Below are 17,227 nucleotides of genomic sequence, written 5' to 3' on the forward strand. Positions count from 1 at the left end.
GAGAATAACAAGCCCAGAAAAGCTGGGGCGCCATGGAATGGACAGGAGAGGCAATGTGAAAATCGCAGTGTTAATCAAACAGACGCCCGACACAGCCGAGCTGCCCAAAGTCTCCGCCGATGAAGTGCGCACCGGCGACGTGAAGGCGGCCATGGTCATCAACCCCTGGGACGAATTCGCTGCGGAAGAGGCTGTGCGTCTGGATGAACGCTTCGGCGCCGAGACGGTGGCCATCACCCTGGGAGGACCGGAGGCCACCGATGCCCTCAAACATGCCCTGGCCATGGGCGTGGCCGGCGCCAAACGCATCGACGACAGCCAGCTGCCCGACGGGGATATCTGGCTCACGGCCACCCTCCTGGCGGCCGCGGTCCAGGCCGAAGGGGAAGTGGACCTGGTCCTCACCGGCAAGCAGAGCGTGGATGAGAACAGCGGCAGCGTCCATGTGGGCGTGGCCCAGAAGCTGGGCTACCCCCTGTTGACCAACGTGGTGGAGATCCAGGAGGTGGAGGGGGGGCAGGTGCGGGCTGTCCGCCTGGTGGACGGCGCCCGGGAGACGGTCCAGGTGCCCCTGCCGGCGGTGATCAGCGTGGGAAAGGAAATCAACGAGCCCCGCTATCCCAGCTTCATGGGCATCCGCAAGGCCAGCCGGGCCCAGATCCCTACCCTGACGCCGGAGGAACTGGGCGTCGCCGTGCCCGACAGCCACGTCCGCTGGGATCGTATCCGCAAGCCGGAGGAGCGCAAGACCCAGGTGCAGATCTTCGACGGGGCCACCGTGGAAGAGAAGGCCGCCAAGCTGGTCGACGCCCTCCTGGCCGAGAAGGTCATCTAGTAAATCCTGGCAGAAATTCGCCAATGGTTTCCACCAGAGGTAGTGCGCCCAGAGGGCACCCGGAATTTCTGCCGTGGTATTGACGCCAAACTGTACCAGGAGCCTGCCATGTCCCTTTTAGTCTGGATCGAACAAGCCCAGGGCAGCGCCGTCCCCAGTTGCTGGGAAGTGCTGGGCCAGGGCCGGAAGCTGGCCGACGCGCTGAAGACGCCCCTGGTCGCCCTGGTCATGGGCGAAGAGACGGAAGCCACCGCGGCTGCGGCCGCGCAGTATGGGGCGGATACCGTCCTGACCCTCACCAGCCCTTTGCTGGCCCGCTATCGGCTCACAGCTTACGCCGCCGGCCTGCGCCAGGCCATCCAGGAGGCCGACGCCACGGTGATCCTGACCAGCGCCACCCAGAACGGGCGGGAGCTCTGCGCGGCGGTGGCGTGTGAGCTGGACGCTGGCCTGGCCCCCGATGTGGTGGACTTGCGGGTGGAAGAGGGCCAACTGGTGGCGACCCGCTCGATTTACTCCAACAACATCCTGGTGGATGTCACCTTCACCACCCCGCGCCAATTTGCCAGCGTGCGCCCTCGTTCCTTCCCCATGCCCGAAGCGGCGGATGCTGCCTCGGCCGAGATTCGGGAACTCCCGCTGTCGCTGGACGAGGAGCAGATCCCGGAAAAGATCCTGGAGGTCGCCCAGACCGACGGCGGCGAGATCAGCCTGACCGACGCGCGCATCATCGTCTCGGGCGGCCGGGGCGTGGCGGCGGACCCGGCCCGGGGCTTCCAACTGGTGGCCGAACTGGCCCAGGTGCTGGGCGGGGCCGTGGGCGCCAGCCGGGCTGCAGTGGATGCCGGGTACATCCCCTACAAGCACCAGGTGGGGCAGACGGGCAAGACCGTCCGCCCGGATCTCTACATCGCCGCCGGCATCAGCGGCGCCATCCAGCACCTGGCCGGCATGGGCGGCAGCAAGATCATCGTGGCCATCAACAAAGATCCGGATGCGCCCATCTTTTCCCGGGCCCACTACGGCATCGTGGGCGATCTGTTCGAGGTACTCCCGGCCCTCACCGCCGAATTCAAAAAGCGGCTGGGGCAGCAGAAATAGGGCCGGCCCGTTTTTCTGGAAGCGAAGAAAGGCCAACCAGTCATGTTGCTTGATCCCGTCCAGTCACCCTCCACGGACAGTACCTACCGGGCCTACTTCCGCTGTTTTCGGGGCTGTCCTGGCGAGTACTCCATCTACGAGGTCATCTACACCTGCCCCCACTGCGGCGGCCTGTTGGAGGTCCACCACGACCTGGAGGCCCTGCGCAGTCAGCCGGCGGACTACTGGAAGCGCCTCATCGACAGCCGGGTGGGCACTACCCGCTGGCCCTACGGCAGCGGCGTCTGGGGCATGCGGGAGTGGATTGCGCCGGACCTGCGGGATGAAAATGTAGTCAGCATGTACGAAGGCAATACCAACCTGTTCTGGGCCGAGCGCCTGGGCAAACAGATTGGCGTGTCCGACCTGTGGGTGAAGCTCTGTGGCAACAGCCACACGGGCAGCTTCAAGGACCTGGGCATGACAGTGCTGGTCAGCGTGGTGAAGCAGATGATGGCCGACGGCAGCCCCGTCCGGGCCGTGGCCTGTGCCAGCACCGGCGACACCAGCGCGGCCCTGGCGGCCTACGCGGCATGCGCAGGCATCCCGGCCATCATCTTCCTGCCCCAGGGCAAGGTGAGCACCGCCCAGCTGGTGCAGCCTGTGGCCAACGGCGCCCACGTCCTGGCCCTGGATACCGACTTCGACGGCTGCATGCGCATCGTCCGGGAGGTGACCCAGGACAACACCATCTATCTGGCCAACTCCATGAACAGCATCCGCATCGAGGGCCAGAAGACGGTAGGCATCGAGATCGTGCGCCAGTTCGACTGGGAAGTGCCGGACTGGATCATCATCCCCGTGGGCAACCTGGGCAACATCAGTGCCCTGTACAAGGGGCTGCGCCTGTTGATGGACCTGGGCATCACCGACCGGATGCCCCGACTGGTGGCGGCCCAGGCAGAAAAGGCCAACCCCTTCTACCGCAGCTATCAGCAGGGCTTCGCCCAAAAGGCCCGCATCCAGGCCGACAAAACCCTGGCCACCGCCATCCAGATCGGCGACCCCGTCAGCTACGAGAAGGCTGTCCAGGCCATCCAGGCCACCGACGGCATTGTGGAGCAGGCCAGCGAAGATGAGCTGGCCAACGCGGCGGCCCTGGCCGATCTCACGGGCATGTACACCTGCCCCCACACCGGGGTGGCCCTGGCCGTCCTCTTCAAACTGGTGGAGCGGGGCGAGATCCGTTCCCGGGATCGGGTGGTGGTGATCAGCACGGCCCACGGCCTCAAATTTACCAGCTTCAAGGTGGGCTACCACGAAGGACGGCTGGAAGAGGTGGAAAGCCGCTACGCCAACCCGCCCGTCTACCTGCCCGCCGACGCCGACGTGGTCCGGGAGACCATCGCGCGCAAGTTGAAGTTGTGAATGGGGATTGGGGGATTGGGTTATGGGGTGATCCGGAGAGATGTTTACCCAGCCTCCCAATCCCTTAATCCCCCAACGGACATCGCCATGGCTGAACGCAAGACACCGCCGAATCCACTGCTGGACTACCATGCTGCTCCCTTTTCCCAGGGGCGCATGGATTTTGAATGGGAAGAACTGACCGAGGAGAAGATCCGCCAGGCCTACGCGGACTGGGAAGCCGGCAAGGGCCTCATCGGCGGCGACCCCCGGCGGCGGCCGGACGCGGACCGCCTGCCGGACTGGGGGCTGAACCAGCCTTTCTTCCGGGCCCTGGCCCTGGATGATCCCCGCGGGGACAACGGCCGGCGCCTCCGGGAGGAGCTGGCCTCCGCCCGTCCCCTGGAAGTGGAGATCGGCTTCGGGCGGGGGGACTTCCTGCTGGACCGGGCTCGCCGCTATCCGGAACGCCTCTTCATCGGCTACGAGACCAAGACCAAGGCGACCCGGCTCTTCCTGCGGCGTATCCAGCGCTTCGAGCTCCACAACATCTGGGTGAGCGATGACGACTGCCGCTTTAACATGCCCCGCATCCTGCCCGACGGCCGGGTGGACGCCTTCCACGTCCTCTTCCCAGACCCGTGGTGGAAGCCCCAGCACCGGGTGAAGCGGCTCTTCTCGCCCCCCTTTGTGGACCTCCTGGCCACCAAGCTGCGGCCAGGAGGGTTGCTTCACTTCAAGAGCGATGTGAAGGAGTACGGCGAATACGTCGCCTACCTGATCGAACGCCACGGCGGTTTCCACCCCCACAACCCGGCCCTGGCGGAGCGCATCGGGGAGTTCGCCCCCACCCATCGGGAGTTCTGGTGCATCACCCATGGGCGCCCGGTCTATGCCTTCTACTTTGAACGACGCTGACAACCCCAGGCACGTGCCCATGGCATCTGGAAAGAGCGTGCAACCCCAGGCATCCCCGGTGGCTATCGGCCCACCCCGGGGCCGGGCCATGTTGCAGTGGGAGGGGAAACAGGCGCCGCAACAGGTGATCGCGCCGCCGGCCATCCAACTGGAGGCGCATCGAGCCCTGGCCGCCGAACGAGAAGCCGGCGAGCCCGCTTGGGACGCCCCGGCGGATGAAACAACGGCGGAAGATCCGTCCAATCGGCTGTTCTACGGCGACAACAAAGCGGTCCTGGCCCATCTGCTCCGGCCGCCGCCCCATGGCCCCGGCCTGGGCGGCCAGGTGCGTCTCATTTACATCGACCCGCCCTTCGACAGCGGCAGCGACTACACCCGGAAGATCCGCCTGCGCACCGGGCGACGGCCAGTGGTGGGCGAACAGGTGCAGTATGGCGACCGGTGGCCGGGAGACAGCTACCTGCAGTTCATGTACGAGCGGCTGCTGCTGCTCCGGGAGCTGTTGGCCGAGGACGGCAGCATCTGGGTGCACTGCGACTACCGGCAGGTCCATCGCCTGCACCTGCTGCTGGAAGAGGTCTTCGGGCCGGAGAACTACCTGAACACCATCGCCTGGCGCAGCCAGGTGGCCCGGGGTGCCAAGGTCAACGCCTTCTACTTTCCCTTCAGCACCCAGTACATCGAGATCTTCGCCAAAAACCGGGCGGCGCCGACCCTCTGGCAGCCCCAGAAGAAACGGCTGATCTTCACCCGCCGCCAGGCCGCAGCCCGCTTCATGGAGGACGAGCGGGGCTTTTTCCGCACTTCTGACCCGGGCACCTACAGCTTTGCCCGGCTCAAGGCCCTCCACGCGGAGGGACGCCTGTACGCGCCCTACGGCGGCGACATCATCGTCGATGAAAAACAGCGCCGGGTCTACGCCTCCAACGGCGGCAACATCGGCGTCAAGTACTACCTGACCGACCTGGGCGATGGCCGGTACGCGGTGGAGCGGGGCGTGGACAACCTGTGGGACGACATCCCCGGGCTGGGGACCACCCCTGGCGAGGATGTGGGCTACCCCACCCAGAAGACCGAGGCCCTGCTGCGCCGCATCATCGCCGCCTCCACCCGGCCGGGCGACCTGGTGCTGGACTGCTTCGTGGGCTCCGGCACCAGCGTGGTGGTGGCCCAGAAGATGGGGCGACGCTGGATCGCCGCCGACCTGAACTACGGCGCCATCCAGACCACCCGACAGCGACTACAGCGGCTGGGCGCCGCGCCCGGCGGACGCCCGACACCCGGCTTCACCCTCTGGCAGGTTGGGGAGCCACCCCCGCCGGCGTCGGAACCGGCGGGGACCGCGGTGGATCTGGAGATCCGGCGTCGGGCAGGCGAAGATGGCCAGACGGCCAGCCACTGGGTGGAGGTGCGAATCCGCGACTACCGGACGGACGCCCTGGCGGCATGGCTGCGCTCCCACCCCCGGCCGGATTGGCGAGCCCTGGTGGACGCGGTGGAGATCGACATGGCCTACGATGGGCAGATCTTCCGGAGCTGCCTGGTGGATGTCCCGGCCCATCGCCGGGCCCAGGTGTCTGGCCTCTACCGGCTGCCTGCGGCGCCCCACCCGACGGTGGTGGCAGTGCGCATCACCGACATCTACGGCCATGAAACCCTGGTGACCCGCACGGTGTGAAGGAATACATCGGCAGGTCTATATCCACATATTCGAGGCAAGAAACGATGGCAACACCGGTTTTAACTGTGCTGGAAGAAGATAGACACGCCTGGTTTGCCGGGCGCACCCGGGCCATTCTGCAATATCTGGACGCCGAGCTGCCGCCGCGCCGCAACGGCGAACCCCGCCTGGTACTGGATATCGGCAGCGGCGCCGGCAACATGGCCCATCACCTGGCCCATTATGGGCAGGTCATCGGCCTGGACGACAACCCACGCCCCCTGGCCGTGGCCCGAGCCCGGGCTCTACGGGTGCTCCAGGGCACCGGCACCTGCCTCCCCTTTGACGACAACCAGTTCGACCTGGTGGCGCTGCTGGATACGGTGGAGCACATTCCCGACGAGTTGGGCGTGTTCGCCGAATGTCGGCGGGTGCTAAAGCCGGGGGGCAAATTGATGGTGACGGTACCGGCGTTCATGTGGCTGTGGAGCTACAACGACGAGATCAACAACCACCAGCGCCGCTATACCGTGCCGGAGCTACGCCAGAAGCTGGAGCTCAGCGGGCTGCGGGTTCGACGCATCAGCTACAACAACTTCTTCCTCTTCCCCCTGATTGCGGGCATCCGTCTCCTGCGCCCCTATCAGCCGGATCTGGAGAGCCCCCACCTGACCGAGGACGAAGAGGTCTACCAGGTGGAGATGGAGCCCATCCCAGAGCCCTTCAACACCATCCTGCATGGGGTGGGCTGGCTGGAGGCCCAACTGCTGCGCTGGACGACCCTGCCCTTTGGGACCAGCATCCTGTGTGTGGCGGAAAAGCCAGAGGGGTGAATCCTGCCATGGAATGCCGCGTTGGCTGCGGCGCCTGCTGCATCGCCCCGTCCATTTCTTCGCCCATTCCGGGCATGCCCAACGGCAAGCCAGCGGGCGTGCGCTGCGTACAGCTCACCGAGGACAACCGATGCAAGCTGTACGGCAAGCCGGAGCGGCCTGCCGTCTGCGTGCGCCTGCGCCCCTCGGCAGAGATGTGCGGCACCTCGGCAGAAGAAGCCTATCGAAATCTGATTCAACTGGAATGGATGACGGCGCCGGAGGAGCCCCTTTTACCCCGGGCCGGCGCCGGAAGGGAAATTGCGAGAAGATAAGGGCCGCACCGCCTCCCGGGTCAGGCGACGGGCCAGGGCGACCCCCTTGTCGGTCAACAGGTAGGTGGCCACGGGGAACTTCATGTTGCTTTCGATCAGGCCGCGGCGGCGCAGAGAGGCCACCGTCTCAGCCGCCACGGGCTGCCCCCGGTCATCCTCCAACGCGTGGAGGAGGTAGATCTTGGTGCCGTCCAGGTAGCGATGGGAGCGCAGCCGCTGCCCCGCGGCCATGGAGACCAGGACCTGCTTCTCTTCACCACGCAGATCAGCGCGCAGCCGCCGCAAACGCCGGAGCCGATCCCACAAATTCCACATGATGCCCGGCAGGCAGAGTTCAACTCAACCCAGCAGGGAGACGTATTTCTGGAGATCCCGCTGGGAAATCTTGACGTAGCTATCGGTGATGATCTCCGCCATCTCCTCGTCGGTCAGCCGGATGCGCAGGATCTCCAGGGCATCCTCCGGCGACTCGCCATAGGCCAGCTTCTTCTTGCCGTTCTTCAGATCGAAAAGGTACATGTAGTGGGGATTGCTGAAGCTGCTCATACCTTTCCCCCTATGCCGGCTTCCACATCACGCACTTCTACGCCACACCCATCCACACCCATCAGGCCTTCACCAGGGAACCGCGGTAGAGTCCGGCGTCGTGTTCCACCGAGTCCAGCCCTTCGTTGATCAGATGGTCGTACTTGCCGGCCAGCAACTCCCGGTAGAACTGGTAGTCCACCCCTTTGACCTTTTCATCGTCGGGGAAGCGGTGGTAGTTGTCCTTGGTCATCAGGCTCTTGCCCTCGGCGATGAGCTGATGGCCCAGGGCGGAGCCCGGGTAGGGCGCGTAGTAGGAAATGGAGGGGAAGACCCGCTTCATGCGCTTGAGCATGCGCATGGTCTTGAAGGCATCTTCCGGCGTCTCCCCGGGAATGCCCAACATGATGTTGGCCCAGAACTTGGGCGGCTCCTTGCCCTGCCGCTCCATCTCGTCGCCCAGGCGGTTGACCAGGTCAATGGCGAAGTAGTTATCTTCCTCGGTGCACTCTTTGTTCAATAATTTCAGGATTCGATCACTGCCCGACTCAAAGCCGATGGAGATGACGTTCCAGTTGGTCTCCCGGACCAGGGCCTCGAAGAGGTCGGGCCACTGGCGTACCGTGTCGGAACGGCCAGCAGCCCAGTAGGGCCAGACCTTGTTCGCCTTGCGGGGGTAGAGCTCGATCCACTCCTTGAGCCAGCGGGGATTCTGGAAGAACATGGAATCGTGGATGACCACGGAGCCCACGCCGTACTTGTTGTCCAGGTAATTCAGCTCGTCGATCACCGCCTCCACCGGGCGGCGCCCCATGTTGGGAATGTAGGAATTTTCGTTGCAGAAGACGCACTGCCAGGGACAGACCCGGCTGGTGAGGATGGTGGCGACCGGTCCCGGCCCCCAACCACATTCGGGCTCCAGGGGCCAGTTGAACTTGCGGCGCACCCGCCAGCTGGCCGGCTTGGGCCAGAGGGTCCGGTCGATCATAGGCCACTCGGCCATGGAGCGCGCCCCCACCCCCTGGATCACCCGGGGGAACGCGTCTGGATCCCGGACCAGGTCCACAATGATCTTTTCGCCTGGTCCCTGACAGATCTTGTCGAAGGCGGGGATGGCTTCCATCTCATCCAGGGAGACCGTGGCGTGCATGCCGCCGGTCAACACCTTGCCCTGGGGATTCAACTCCTTGAAGATCTGGGCCGAGCGGTAGGCCACGGGGAAGGTATAGCTGCGCACGTTCATGAGCAGCATGTCGTACCCCTTCATCTGCCGGGCCAATTGCTCCCAGGAGGTCACGGCGCGGGTGGAGGCCAGGTCGGTGACAATGCCGTTCTGATGCAGGATGGTGCGCAGGAGCCCCAGCCCATGGTCTTGCCACTGTTCATGGGGTCCATCCGGGTGAACCAGGTCGCCCAGGTCTCCCAGATCCAACCACAGGATGTTTGATTTGCGCTTGGTGCGCCAGGGCCATGAAATCGCCACTTGAATCTACCTCCAAATCATCTCCGGCATCCATGCAGGGCACTCCACACGAAACAGGAGCACGCACAAAACACGCTACGGGAAGCACTCTACATGAATCACCCAGGTTTCGCCAAATGGAGCGCGCCACCGCCGCTGGCAGGAATACAGGCGGCAGGCGTGCGCATCCGGGAGGGTGGGCCGAGCCTGGCTCCCTCTGCACCGGGCCAGACTCGGTGCGGAGTATAGCACAGGCTCCCACCAGCGTCAATTATTATGAAACTCATGATAATTATTGTCCCGGCAAGAAAACGTGTTCAACCACCATTTGTGAAAAAAGACACTTGACAGCAGGGATCGGCGCCGTTATACTGGTGCTATCTTGGGCCCACCTGCGCAACGGCATCCGGTTCAACCGCACTGTATTGCCCCCGAATAGCCCCCCGATTGACGAAAGTCATGGACGGCGGTCATGGACAGCGGTTCGGGCGGCCATGTGCCGGGTGTAGCCCATGGAAAGGCCTTTTCAAGGGACCCATGTTCAAGGAACCCATGGCGCCGGTGAAGAGGGCATCGTAGAAAGCAACCTGAAAAGTGGACGGCGGGAAGTGCCCGCCCTGCCCTGAAAAGTTGCATTTGGCCCATCCATCAGGTAGAATGCAGGCAAAGTCCGGCTTCCGGCAGGGGCTTCGCCTGATGGACCCTGATGGGTTCCAGCCGGAAAGCCAGCAGGCATCTCCCCTGGCGTTTACGGTGGCCCGACGTCGGGCCCTGTGTGCCCGGGAGCTGCGTCACTGCCGCTCTGCATTCGGGCATGTCGGATTGGCATGTCGATCAAAGCCTTGGCACAGGACGATAAAAGGACAGACATAGCGATGACGAGCGACCCCAAGTCCCGGTTTATCGAGTTGAAACAGCAGCAGATGCAGCAGTATCTGCACGACACCATTACCGTGCCAGAAGGGCTCGAGGGCAACGTAGTGGTGACCACGCTGGATAAAATTTACAACTGGAGCCGAAAGTCCAGCATGTGGCCCCTGTTGTTTGGCCTGGCCTGCTGCGCCATCGAGATGATCGCCACCGCGGCCAGCCGCTACGACCTGGCCCGCTTCGGCATGGAGGTCATGCGCCCCAGCCCCCGGCAGAGCGATCTGATGATCGTCTCGGGCACCGTCACCAAGAAGATGGTGCCGGCCATCGTGCGCATCTACAACCAGATGGCCGAGCCCCGCTATGTGCTGAGCATGGGCGCCTGTGCCACGGGCGGCGGCCCCTTCAAAGAGGGCTACAACGTGGTCAGCGGCATCGACAAGTACATCCCCGTGGATGTCTACGTGCCCGGCTGCCCGCCCACGCCTGAAGCGCTCATCTTCGGGCTGCTCAAGCTCCACGAAAAGGTGGAGCGGCAGAGCATTGCCAAGGTGCCCTGGTATCGCCGGGACACATCCGAATATGTGCCCGTCCCGCGGCTGGGCCCGGACATTTTCGATCCCCGGCAGATCCAGCTGATCAAGGAATATACCCTGGCCTCGGCCCAGGCAGAAGGAGACGGGGCCGCCAAGCGCGGTGCAGCACGCCGGGGCGAAGCGGCAGCCCCCCGGGAGTTGTCGGAAAAGGCCAAGGCTCGCATCGAACAGGCCAAGGCCCGCTACCGTGCCAAGAAGCAGCAGACTGCCTGAAGCGGTCGCCCCTGGCGTGAACCGATTGCACACCGATTGCACCCGATTGCAACGTGACGCAAGCGTGACGCAATTGTCCACACAATTGCCCGCACAATTGCACAAAGAGGCGATATCCCATGAGTGATGCAACTGCAGTGGCCGATGCCCAATCCCAGGCTGTCGACCCCAGCCTGCCCTTCAACGACGCTGTACCCGGCGCCGTCATCGGCAGGTGGGCCGAGGAGACCGATCCGGCCCTCATCGTGGCGCCGGACAAGCTCCTGCCCCTCTTGACCCACCTGCGGGACAACGAGGGCTATGACTTCCTCTCCAACCTGACCTGTGTGGACTACAGTGCCTACAAGGGCAAGCTGCGCAGCGGCGTGTCCGAGCGCTTCGAGGTGGTCTACCATCTCTACAGCACGAAAAAGGGCGGCGGCCCCATCGCCCTCCACGTCCGGGTCCCTGAGAACGAGACGGTCCCCTCGGCCACGTCGGTCTACCCGGGGGCCAACCTGCAGGAGCGAGAGGTCTACGACCTGTACGGCATCAAGTTCGAGGGGCACCCCAACCTGCGGCGAATCCTCCTGTGGGAGGGTTTCCACGGGCACCCCATGCGCAAGGATTGGAAAGAGGCCTACTACGAAGAGGACGCCAAGCCCTTCCGCAGCCGCCACCCTAACGGCAATTACGTCTGGCACGAGGACAAGCTGCCCTGGGGCAAGAACACCACCTACCCGGCCGGCTGGGATCCGGAGAGCTGGAAGGAGCCTGTCTCCTACGTGCCCGTCAGCCAGGCCCCCCACACGGTGGTGCCCTCGCCGGACGAAGAACAACAGCCCCATATCCATACCGACAGCATCGTCATCAACCTGGGGCCCCACCACCCCAGCACCCACGGCGTCTTCCGGATGCTGGCCCGCATCGAGGGTGAGACCATCCTGGCCCTGGAGCCGGAGATGGGCTACCTCCACCGCAACCATGAAAAGATCGGTGAACGTAACACCTGGCTGATGAACATGCCCTTCACCGATCGCCTGGACTACATCAACTCCATGAGCAATAACCTGGGCTATGCCCTGGCGGTGGAGAAGCTGGCAGGCATCGAGGTACCGGAGCGGGCCCAGTACATCCGGGTGATCATGGCCGAGTTGACCCGTATCGTCAACCACATGTGGTCCATCGGCTTCATCCTCAACGACCTGGGCGCCCTCCAGACCCCGGCCCTCTATGCCATTGAAGAGCGGGAAATGATCCTGGACCTCTTTGAGGAGGTCAGCGGCTCCCGCATGATGTGCAATTACATGCGCTTCGGCGGCGTGGTGCGAGACCTCACCCCGGGCTGGCTGGAGCGGGCTCGCTATCTGGTCCACGAACGGCTGCCCCGGGCCCTGGACGAACTGGACCACATGCTCAGCGGCAACGAGATCGTGAAGGCCCGCGGCCGGGGCGTGGGTTACCTGTCGCCCCAGGACCTGATCGCCCTGAGCGTCAGCGGCCCCATGATCCGGGCCGCCGGGATTCCCTACGACATCCGCAAGGCGGAGCCCTACTGCATCTACGACCGCTTTGACTTTGACATCCCCACCCTGTCCGGCAGCGATGTCTACGACCGCTACTACATCCGCCTGCTGGAAGCCCGGGAAAGCGTCAAGATCCTGAAGCAGGCCATCCGGGACATCCCCGGCGGCGAGGGGGATGGCGCGCCGGCCTACGCTTCCGCCACCCTGAACCAGGGCTTCGGCACCATCATGGGCGGCAAGGGCGGCTACACCCTGCGCCCGCCGGAGGGCGAGGTCTACCAGCGCATCGAGGCGCCCAAGGGTGAGCTGGGCTTCTATCTGGTCAGTGATGGCAAGCCCAACCCCTATCGGTATCACGTGCGCGCCCCCAGCTTCATCAACCTGAACGCGCTGGGCCCCATGTCGGTAGGCTACAAAGTGGCCGATGCCATCGTCATCCTCGGCGCGATCGACATCGTGCTGGGCGAAGTGGACCGCTAATCAATCCAGGAGCGAGCATGTTTGGAACAGGATTACTCAAGGGCCTTGGCGTCACCCTGAAGCACCTGCGGGACACCTACCTGGACGACCGGGAGCGGGTGCCAAGCCGCTACGAGGGCAGCATCGACCTGGGTGACGGCGAACGGATCATCCGCCAGCCCATTGACCAGGAAGGGCTGTTGACCATCCAATACCCCGAGGAGAAGCGGCTGTTGCCAGAGCGCTTCCGCTACATCCCCATGCTGATCTGGGATACGGAAAAGGGCGAAGACCGCTGCACCGCCTGCGGCATCTGCGCCAAGGTCTGCCCACCCCAGTGCATCTGGATCGTGCGGGACAGCGACGAGAACGGCAAGCCCATTACCCGGCCGGCAGAGTTCTACATCGACGCTGCGGTCTGCATGAGCTGCAGCTTCTGCGCCGAATTCTGCCCCTTCGACGCCATCAAGATGAACCACGATTTCGAGCTGGCCGTCTACGACCGCTATCCCCAGCTCGTCTACGACAAAGAGGAACTGACCGTTCCCATCGAGTACTACGCGGCGCTGTGGCCCACCCAGTACGCGGCCGAGCAGGAGTTAATCCGGCAGAAGGAAGAGGAAGAGCGGGCCAAGGCAGAGGCCAAGGCCAAAGCCGAGGCAGAGAAAAAGGCCCAGGCGGCCGAACGCCCCAAGGCCCAACGATCCCCGGAGGAGCTGGAAGCTCTGAAGAAGAAGGCGGCCGAGCGGGCTGCCGCCCGGGGCAAGTCGGCCTCCGACGAAGGAAAGGGCCAGGACGAGGATCCAGAGGCCAAAAAGGCCCGGCTGGAAGAACTGAAGCGCAAGGCCGCCGAACGTGCCCGCCAGCGCCAGCAAGAAAGTGGGGAGTGAGGGACGGCCCGGTTCATCTCGTACCGGCAACAGGGATATCTCTCTCCTGAACTGCTTGTGATTGCGTCTCACAGTCAACCCTGGTGAACGCGGAGAGCCAGACTTGCCGGTAGAGGTGGGTCTGGCTTGTGTTTTTTCGAACTTCTGGGACGGCGAAAGCCGCCCCTGAAATGATGTCCCTTGAGTTGTGCAGAGGAGGACAGGGCATGGCAATCACATTGAAATACTACGGCCACTCCACGTTTACCGTCAACGCAGACGGCACCCATCTGGTCATCGACCCATTCTTTGCGCCCAACAACCCACTGGCCCCCGCCAGCGCCGACCAGATCCAGGCAGACTACATCCTGATCTCCCACGGCCACGCCGACCATATCGCCGACGCGCTGGCCCTGGCCAAACGCACGGGCGCTCTGGTGATCAGCAACTTCGAGATCATCACCTGGCTGCAGAACCAGGGGGTAGAGAAAGTCCACGGCATGAACACCGGCGGCGCCTACACCTTCCCCTTCGGCCGGGTCAAGATGACCATCGCCCACCACAGCAGCGCCCTGCCGGACGGGAGCAACGGCGGCAACCCCATGGGCATCCTGATCCATTTCAACGACGGCCGCGATCTCTACTTCGCCGGGGACACCGCCCTGACCTACGACATGAAGCTCATCGGCGAAGCGGGCGGGGTGGACCTGGCCCTGCTGCCCATCGGCGACAACTTCACCATGGGGCCGGAGGACGCCATCCAGGCGGCCCAGTTTGTCAAGGCCAAACACGTAATCCCCATCCACTACAACACCTTCCCGCCCATCCAACAGGATGCCCAGAGCTTTGCCCAGCGGCTGCGGGAAGTGGCCGAGATCGACTGCACCGTGCTGGAACCCGGCGCAGAGTTTACCCTGTAAGCCAGTTCAGCCGGTTGATCTGAGACCCAAAAAAGGAGGGATGGCTGACATGGTGGCCTGGATCGCCCTGATTGCCACGTTGTTGGTGGCCGGCTATGTCTGGAAATTACATCAGGAGCTGGAAACGGCCCGACAACGGCTGGACCGTTACAACCGGGCGCTGTTCGATGCCAGCGATGAAATTCGCCAGTTGCGGGAAGCCCTACACGAGACCGGCGCCCGCCTCCACGCCGAGCTGCTCCAGCGTACCCACACGGTCGCCTTCCACCCGGAGATGACCGTGCGGGAAGCCCAGCTCCTGCATTCCCAGGTACAGGAGGTGATGGCGGCCTTCCACCTGGGCGGTTGCAGTAGCTGCGCCGTGGAGCCAGACGAGACGCTGGCCGCCATCTGCCGGCGCCAGGGGCTGGATGTGAACCAACTGGTGGGCGCCCTCAATCAACTGGTGGACCAGTCGGCCAACGGGCACGACGCCCCGGCCCCCAAGCATGTTAAAATTCCGAATGTGGAGCTCAATTTTTGAGTCACCCTATCTTTGCAGATTGCATTCGATCCACAGATTCCACAGATGAACACAGATTTTTACCCAGCGCGATCTGTGTAATCCGTGTTATCGGTGGAATCTGTGGCTAAAACCGAAAGGGCAAAGATAGTGGGATCAATTCGAGCTCTATCCGTGGAGCGCCATGTGAAATCAGCTCCACTTCTGAACGAGGTAGCCCCAATAGTAAGGGTTTGTTGAATGATGGAGGAATCCATGTCGGAAATTAGCGAATTTGCCGTCCATGCCAAGGCCGAGTTGCTCTTCCCGGCCCATCTGATCTCGGCCCTGCGAGATTTACGGGGGGAAGAGTGGCGCGCCCTGGTTGACCGTGTTGCGGCACTTCCCGAGACCCATCCAGACAGCCTGGCTTTTGTCCTGATGATGATCGAGCTGGATGGCTGCCTGAAGTGCAACAGCAACAACTACAAATTCCTCCGTGGCTGCTACCTCTGCGCGACCCAGACGGTCCAGTCGTTTAAGGGGAGTGACAGCGACCTGATCGACCTGTACAACAAGGCCAAAAAAGAGCTGAACACCCACCTGCAACAGGGTGTCCGGCCCAATGAGCTTTCCCTGGCCGTGTGACCTTCCCTCGGCAAGCCTGCAGGACAAACCAGCGCGTGCCGGCGCTGGTTTTTTCTATCGGACGCCGGCACCGTTGCAAGGAGGACGCATCCCATGGGAGCCCACGGCCCCCAGGCCATCCCATGGGGCGTATCCGATTGAGAGCATGCCTGTGAACGGACAACCACCTGAACGACCCCACCCCCTCCGGGTCGCCATCATCGGCGGTGGCGTGACCGGCCTGACCGCCGCCTACGACCTGACGGCCGGCCAGAGCGGCCCGCCCATTCGGGTCACCCTCTTCGAGGGCCAGCCCTACCTGGGTGGGCTGGCCGCCGGCTTCAAAGGGCGGCCGGAGTGGGAATGGCCGCTGGAACATTTTTACCACCATCTGTTCCTGTCGGACCGGGCCATGCTCCAGCTGCTGGACGAGATCGGCTTCGCCCATGCCCTCCGACGCTACCGCCCCAACACCGCCATCCACCATCGGGGCCAAAATTACCCCCTGGACAGTGTCACCCGGGTGTTGACCTTCCCCCTCATCCCCCTGGTGGATCGCCTGCGCATGGGGCTGGTGGTCGCCTACCTGCGCTACCACCCCCTGCGCCCCTGGCGTCGGTTCGACCAGATCCCGGCGGACGCCTGGCTGCGCAAGTGGATGGGCAACCGGGCCTACGAAGCCGCCTGGGAATTCCAGCTGCAGGGCAAATTCGGCGACTACTATCGGGAGGTCAACCTGGCCTGGTTCTGGGCTCGGGTGGTGGCCCGCACCACCCAGCTCGCCTACTTCGACGGCGGCTTTCAGGCATTTATCGACCACCTGGCCGGCCGGGTCCAGGCCCAGGGAGCCCAGATCCACCTGCAGACGCCGGTCCAGGCCATTCATCCCCTGCCTGGCGGCGGCTTTCAGGTGGAAGTGGCCGGTCAGCCCTCCCAGACCTTTGACGTGGTGTTGAGCACCACCAGCCCCAGGCTCATGGCCCGACTGGCGCCGGCGCTGCCAGAAAGCTACCTGGCCGGCCTGCGACAATTGCGCAGCCTGGGCGCGGTGGTGTTAACCCTGGCCCTGGACCGTCCGTTGACCCGGGACATGTACTGGATCAGCGTCCCCAAGCAGGAGGGGATCCCCTTCCTGGCCCTGGTGGAACACACCAACATGGTGGACCCGTCCCACTACGCCGGGGATCATCTGCTCTACCTGGGCGACTATCTGCCGCCAGAGCATCCCTACTTCCAGATGACCGCGGAGGAGCTCACGGCCGAATTTGCGCCCCACCTGCGCCGTTTTAACCCAAATTTTCAGCCCGACTGGATCACCGGCGCCTGGCTCCACAAGGCTTCCTACGCCCAGCCGGTCCCGCCGGTGGGCTACGCCCGGATGATCCCGGATATTCGGACGCCCCTGCCCGGCCTCTATTTTGCCTCCATGAGCCAGGTCTATCCCTGGGATCGGGGCACCAACTTCGCCGTGGAAATGGGTCGCAAGGTCGTCCGCCTGATCCGCCAGGACCTGCAGGCCGGCCGCTTGCGCCAGATCAACGAACCGGCCGTGGGCCGGCCCCATAATCGTGCAGGAGATACGACGAACCACACCACGGAACCCGTGGCAGCCCAAGGGCGTCACGCCTCTGAAAGGCGATGACGTGGATACAC

17 protein-coding genes and 1 pseudogene are annotated in these 17,227 nt (G+C 63.9%); 15 read left to right on the forward strand and 3 right to left on the reverse strand.

Annotation, left to right across the window (positions count from 1 at the left end; all coding sequences use genetic code 11):
- Positions 1-55: 55 nt before the first annotated feature.
- The 7 genes from FKZ61_RS08520 (at position 56) to FKZ61_RS08550 (ending at position 7,047) form a co-directional block, all read left to right on the forward strand.
- Positions 56-835 carry an electron transfer flavoprotein subunit beta/FixA family protein gene (locus tag FKZ61_RS08520; RefSeq protein WP_170199446.1) on the forward strand — a complete coding sequence of 260 codons (780 nt, stop codon included), beginning with the start codon at positions 56-58 and terminating at the stop codon, positions 833-835.
- Positions 836-943: 108 nt separating this feature from the next.
- On the forward strand, positions 944-1,936 hold the full coding sequence (locus FKZ61_RS08525) for an electron transfer flavoprotein subunit alpha/FixB family protein (protein ID WP_141609664.1): 993 nt from the start codon (positions 944-946) through the stop codon (positions 1,934-1,936).
- Positions 1,937-1,978: 42 nt separating this feature from the next.
- Positions 1,979-3,343 carry a threonine synthase gene (thrC, locus tag FKZ61_RS08530; RefSeq protein ID WP_141609665.1) on the forward strand — a complete coding sequence of 455 codons (1,365 nt, stop codon included), beginning with the start codon at positions 1,979-1,981 and terminating at the stop codon, positions 3,341-3,343.
- Between the two features lie 87 nt (positions 3,344-3,430).
- The gene (gene trmB, locus FKZ61_RS08535) at positions 3,431-4,240 is read left to right on the forward strand and encodes a tRNA (guanine(46)-N(7))-methyltransferase TrmB (protein ID WP_170199448.1); all 810 of its coding nucleotides are present in this window, start codon (positions 3,431-3,433) and stop codon (positions 4,238-4,240) included.
- A gap of 19 nt (positions 4,241-4,259) precedes the next feature.
- The gene (locus FKZ61_RS08540; protein WP_170199450.1) at positions 4,260-5,918 is read left to right on the forward strand and encodes a DNA methyltransferase; all 1,659 of its coding nucleotides are present in this window, start codon (positions 4,260-4,262) and stop codon (positions 5,916-5,918) included.
- 47 nt (positions 5,919-5,965) lie between these two features.
- The gene (locus FKZ61_RS08545; protein WP_141609668.1) at positions 5,966-6,733 is read left to right on the forward strand and encodes a class I SAM-dependent methyltransferase; all 768 of its coding nucleotides are present in this window, start codon (positions 5,966-5,968) and stop codon (positions 6,731-6,733) included.
- 8 nt (positions 6,734-6,741) lie between these two features.
- Positions 6,742-7,047, forward strand: coding sequence for a YkgJ family cysteine cluster protein (locus tag FKZ61_RS08550; protein WP_141609669.1), 306 nt, complete (start codon positions 6,742-6,744; stop codon positions 7,045-7,047).
- Here FKZ61_RS08550 and FKZ61_RS08555 read toward each other — a convergent pair.
- The 3 genes from FKZ61_RS08555 to FKZ61_RS08565 all read right to left on the reverse strand — a co-directional run bounded on the left by FKZ61_RS08555 (position 7,006) and on the right by FKZ61_RS08565 (position 9,055).
- On the reverse strand, positions 7,006-7,332 hold the full coding sequence (locus FKZ61_RS08555) for a hypothetical protein (protein ID WP_229964188.1): 327 nt from the start codon (positions 7,330-7,332) through the stop codon (positions 7,006-7,008). The genes FKZ61_RS08550 and FKZ61_RS08555 overlap by 42 nt on opposite strands.
- A 54-nt stretch (positions 7,333-7,386) precedes the next feature.
- Positions 7,387-7,593, reverse strand: coding sequence for a hypothetical protein (locus tag FKZ61_RS08560; protein WP_229964189.1), 207 nt, complete (start codon positions 7,591-7,593; stop codon positions 7,387-7,389).
- Between the two features lie 61 nt (positions 7,594-7,654).
- Entirely contained in the window at positions 7,655-9,055 is a 1,401-nt protein-coding gene (locus FKZ61_RS08565; protein ID WP_229964190.1) for a B12-binding domain-containing radical SAM protein, read from the reverse strand.
- A 902-nt stretch (positions 9,056-9,957) separates the two neighbouring features.
- On the opposite strand from FKZ61_RS08565, the gene FKZ61_RS08570 reads away from it, so the two are divergent.
- The 8 genes and pseudogenes from FKZ61_RS08570 (at position 9,958) to FKZ61_RS08600 (ending at position 17,216) form a co-directional block, all read left to right on the forward strand.
- Positions 9,958-10,713, forward strand: coding sequence for an NADH-quinone oxidoreductase subunit B (locus FKZ61_RS08570; protein ID WP_407659883.1), 756 nt, complete (start codon positions 9,958-9,960; stop codon positions 10,711-10,713).
- Between the two features lie 119 nt (positions 10,714-10,832).
- Positions 10,833-11,321: pseudogene (locus tag FKZ61_RS24440) on the forward strand (NADH-quinone oxidoreductase subunit C); the annotation flags it as partial.
- Positions 11,322-11,540: 219 nt separating this feature from the next.
- On the forward strand, positions 11,541-12,698 hold the full coding sequence (locus tag FKZ61_RS24445; RefSeq protein ID WP_407659884.1) for an NADH-quinone oxidoreductase subunit D: 1,158 nt from the start codon (positions 11,541-11,543) through the stop codon (positions 12,696-12,698).
- A 17-nt stretch (positions 12,699-12,715) separates the two neighbouring features.
- Complete coding sequence (locus FKZ61_RS08580) at positions 12,716-13,567, forward strand: NuoI/complex I 23 kDa subunit family protein (RefSeq protein ID WP_141609673.1); 852 nt, start codon at positions 12,716-12,718, stop codon at positions 13,565-13,567.
- 206 nt (positions 13,568-13,773) lie between these two features.
- Positions 13,774-14,466: a metal-dependent hydrolase gene (locus FKZ61_RS08585; RefSeq protein WP_141609674.1), complete on the forward strand. Its 693-nt coding sequence runs from the start codon at positions 13,774-13,776 to the stop codon at positions 14,464-14,466.
- A 40-nt stretch (positions 14,467-14,506) separates the two neighbouring features.
- Positions 14,507-14,989, forward strand: coding sequence for a hypothetical protein (locus FKZ61_RS08590; RefSeq protein WP_141609675.1), 483 nt, complete (start codon positions 14,507-14,509; stop codon positions 14,987-14,989).
- A 234-nt stretch (positions 14,990-15,223) separates the two neighbouring features.
- Positions 15,224-15,595, forward strand: coding sequence for a hypothetical protein (locus FKZ61_RS08595; protein WP_141609676.1), 372 nt, complete (start codon positions 15,224-15,226; stop codon positions 15,593-15,595).
- Positions 15,596-15,746: 151 nt separating this feature from the next.
- Entirely contained in the window at positions 15,747-17,216 is a 1,470-nt protein-coding gene (locus FKZ61_RS08600) for an NAD(P)/FAD-dependent oxidoreductase (RefSeq protein ID WP_229964191.1), read from the forward strand.
- Positions 17,217-17,227: the final 11 nt, after the last annotated feature.

This window comes from Litorilinea aerophila (assembly GCF_006569185.2).
Classification (GTDB): Bacteria; Chloroflexota; Anaerolineae; order Caldilineales; family Caldilineaceae; genus Litorilinea; species Litorilinea aerophila.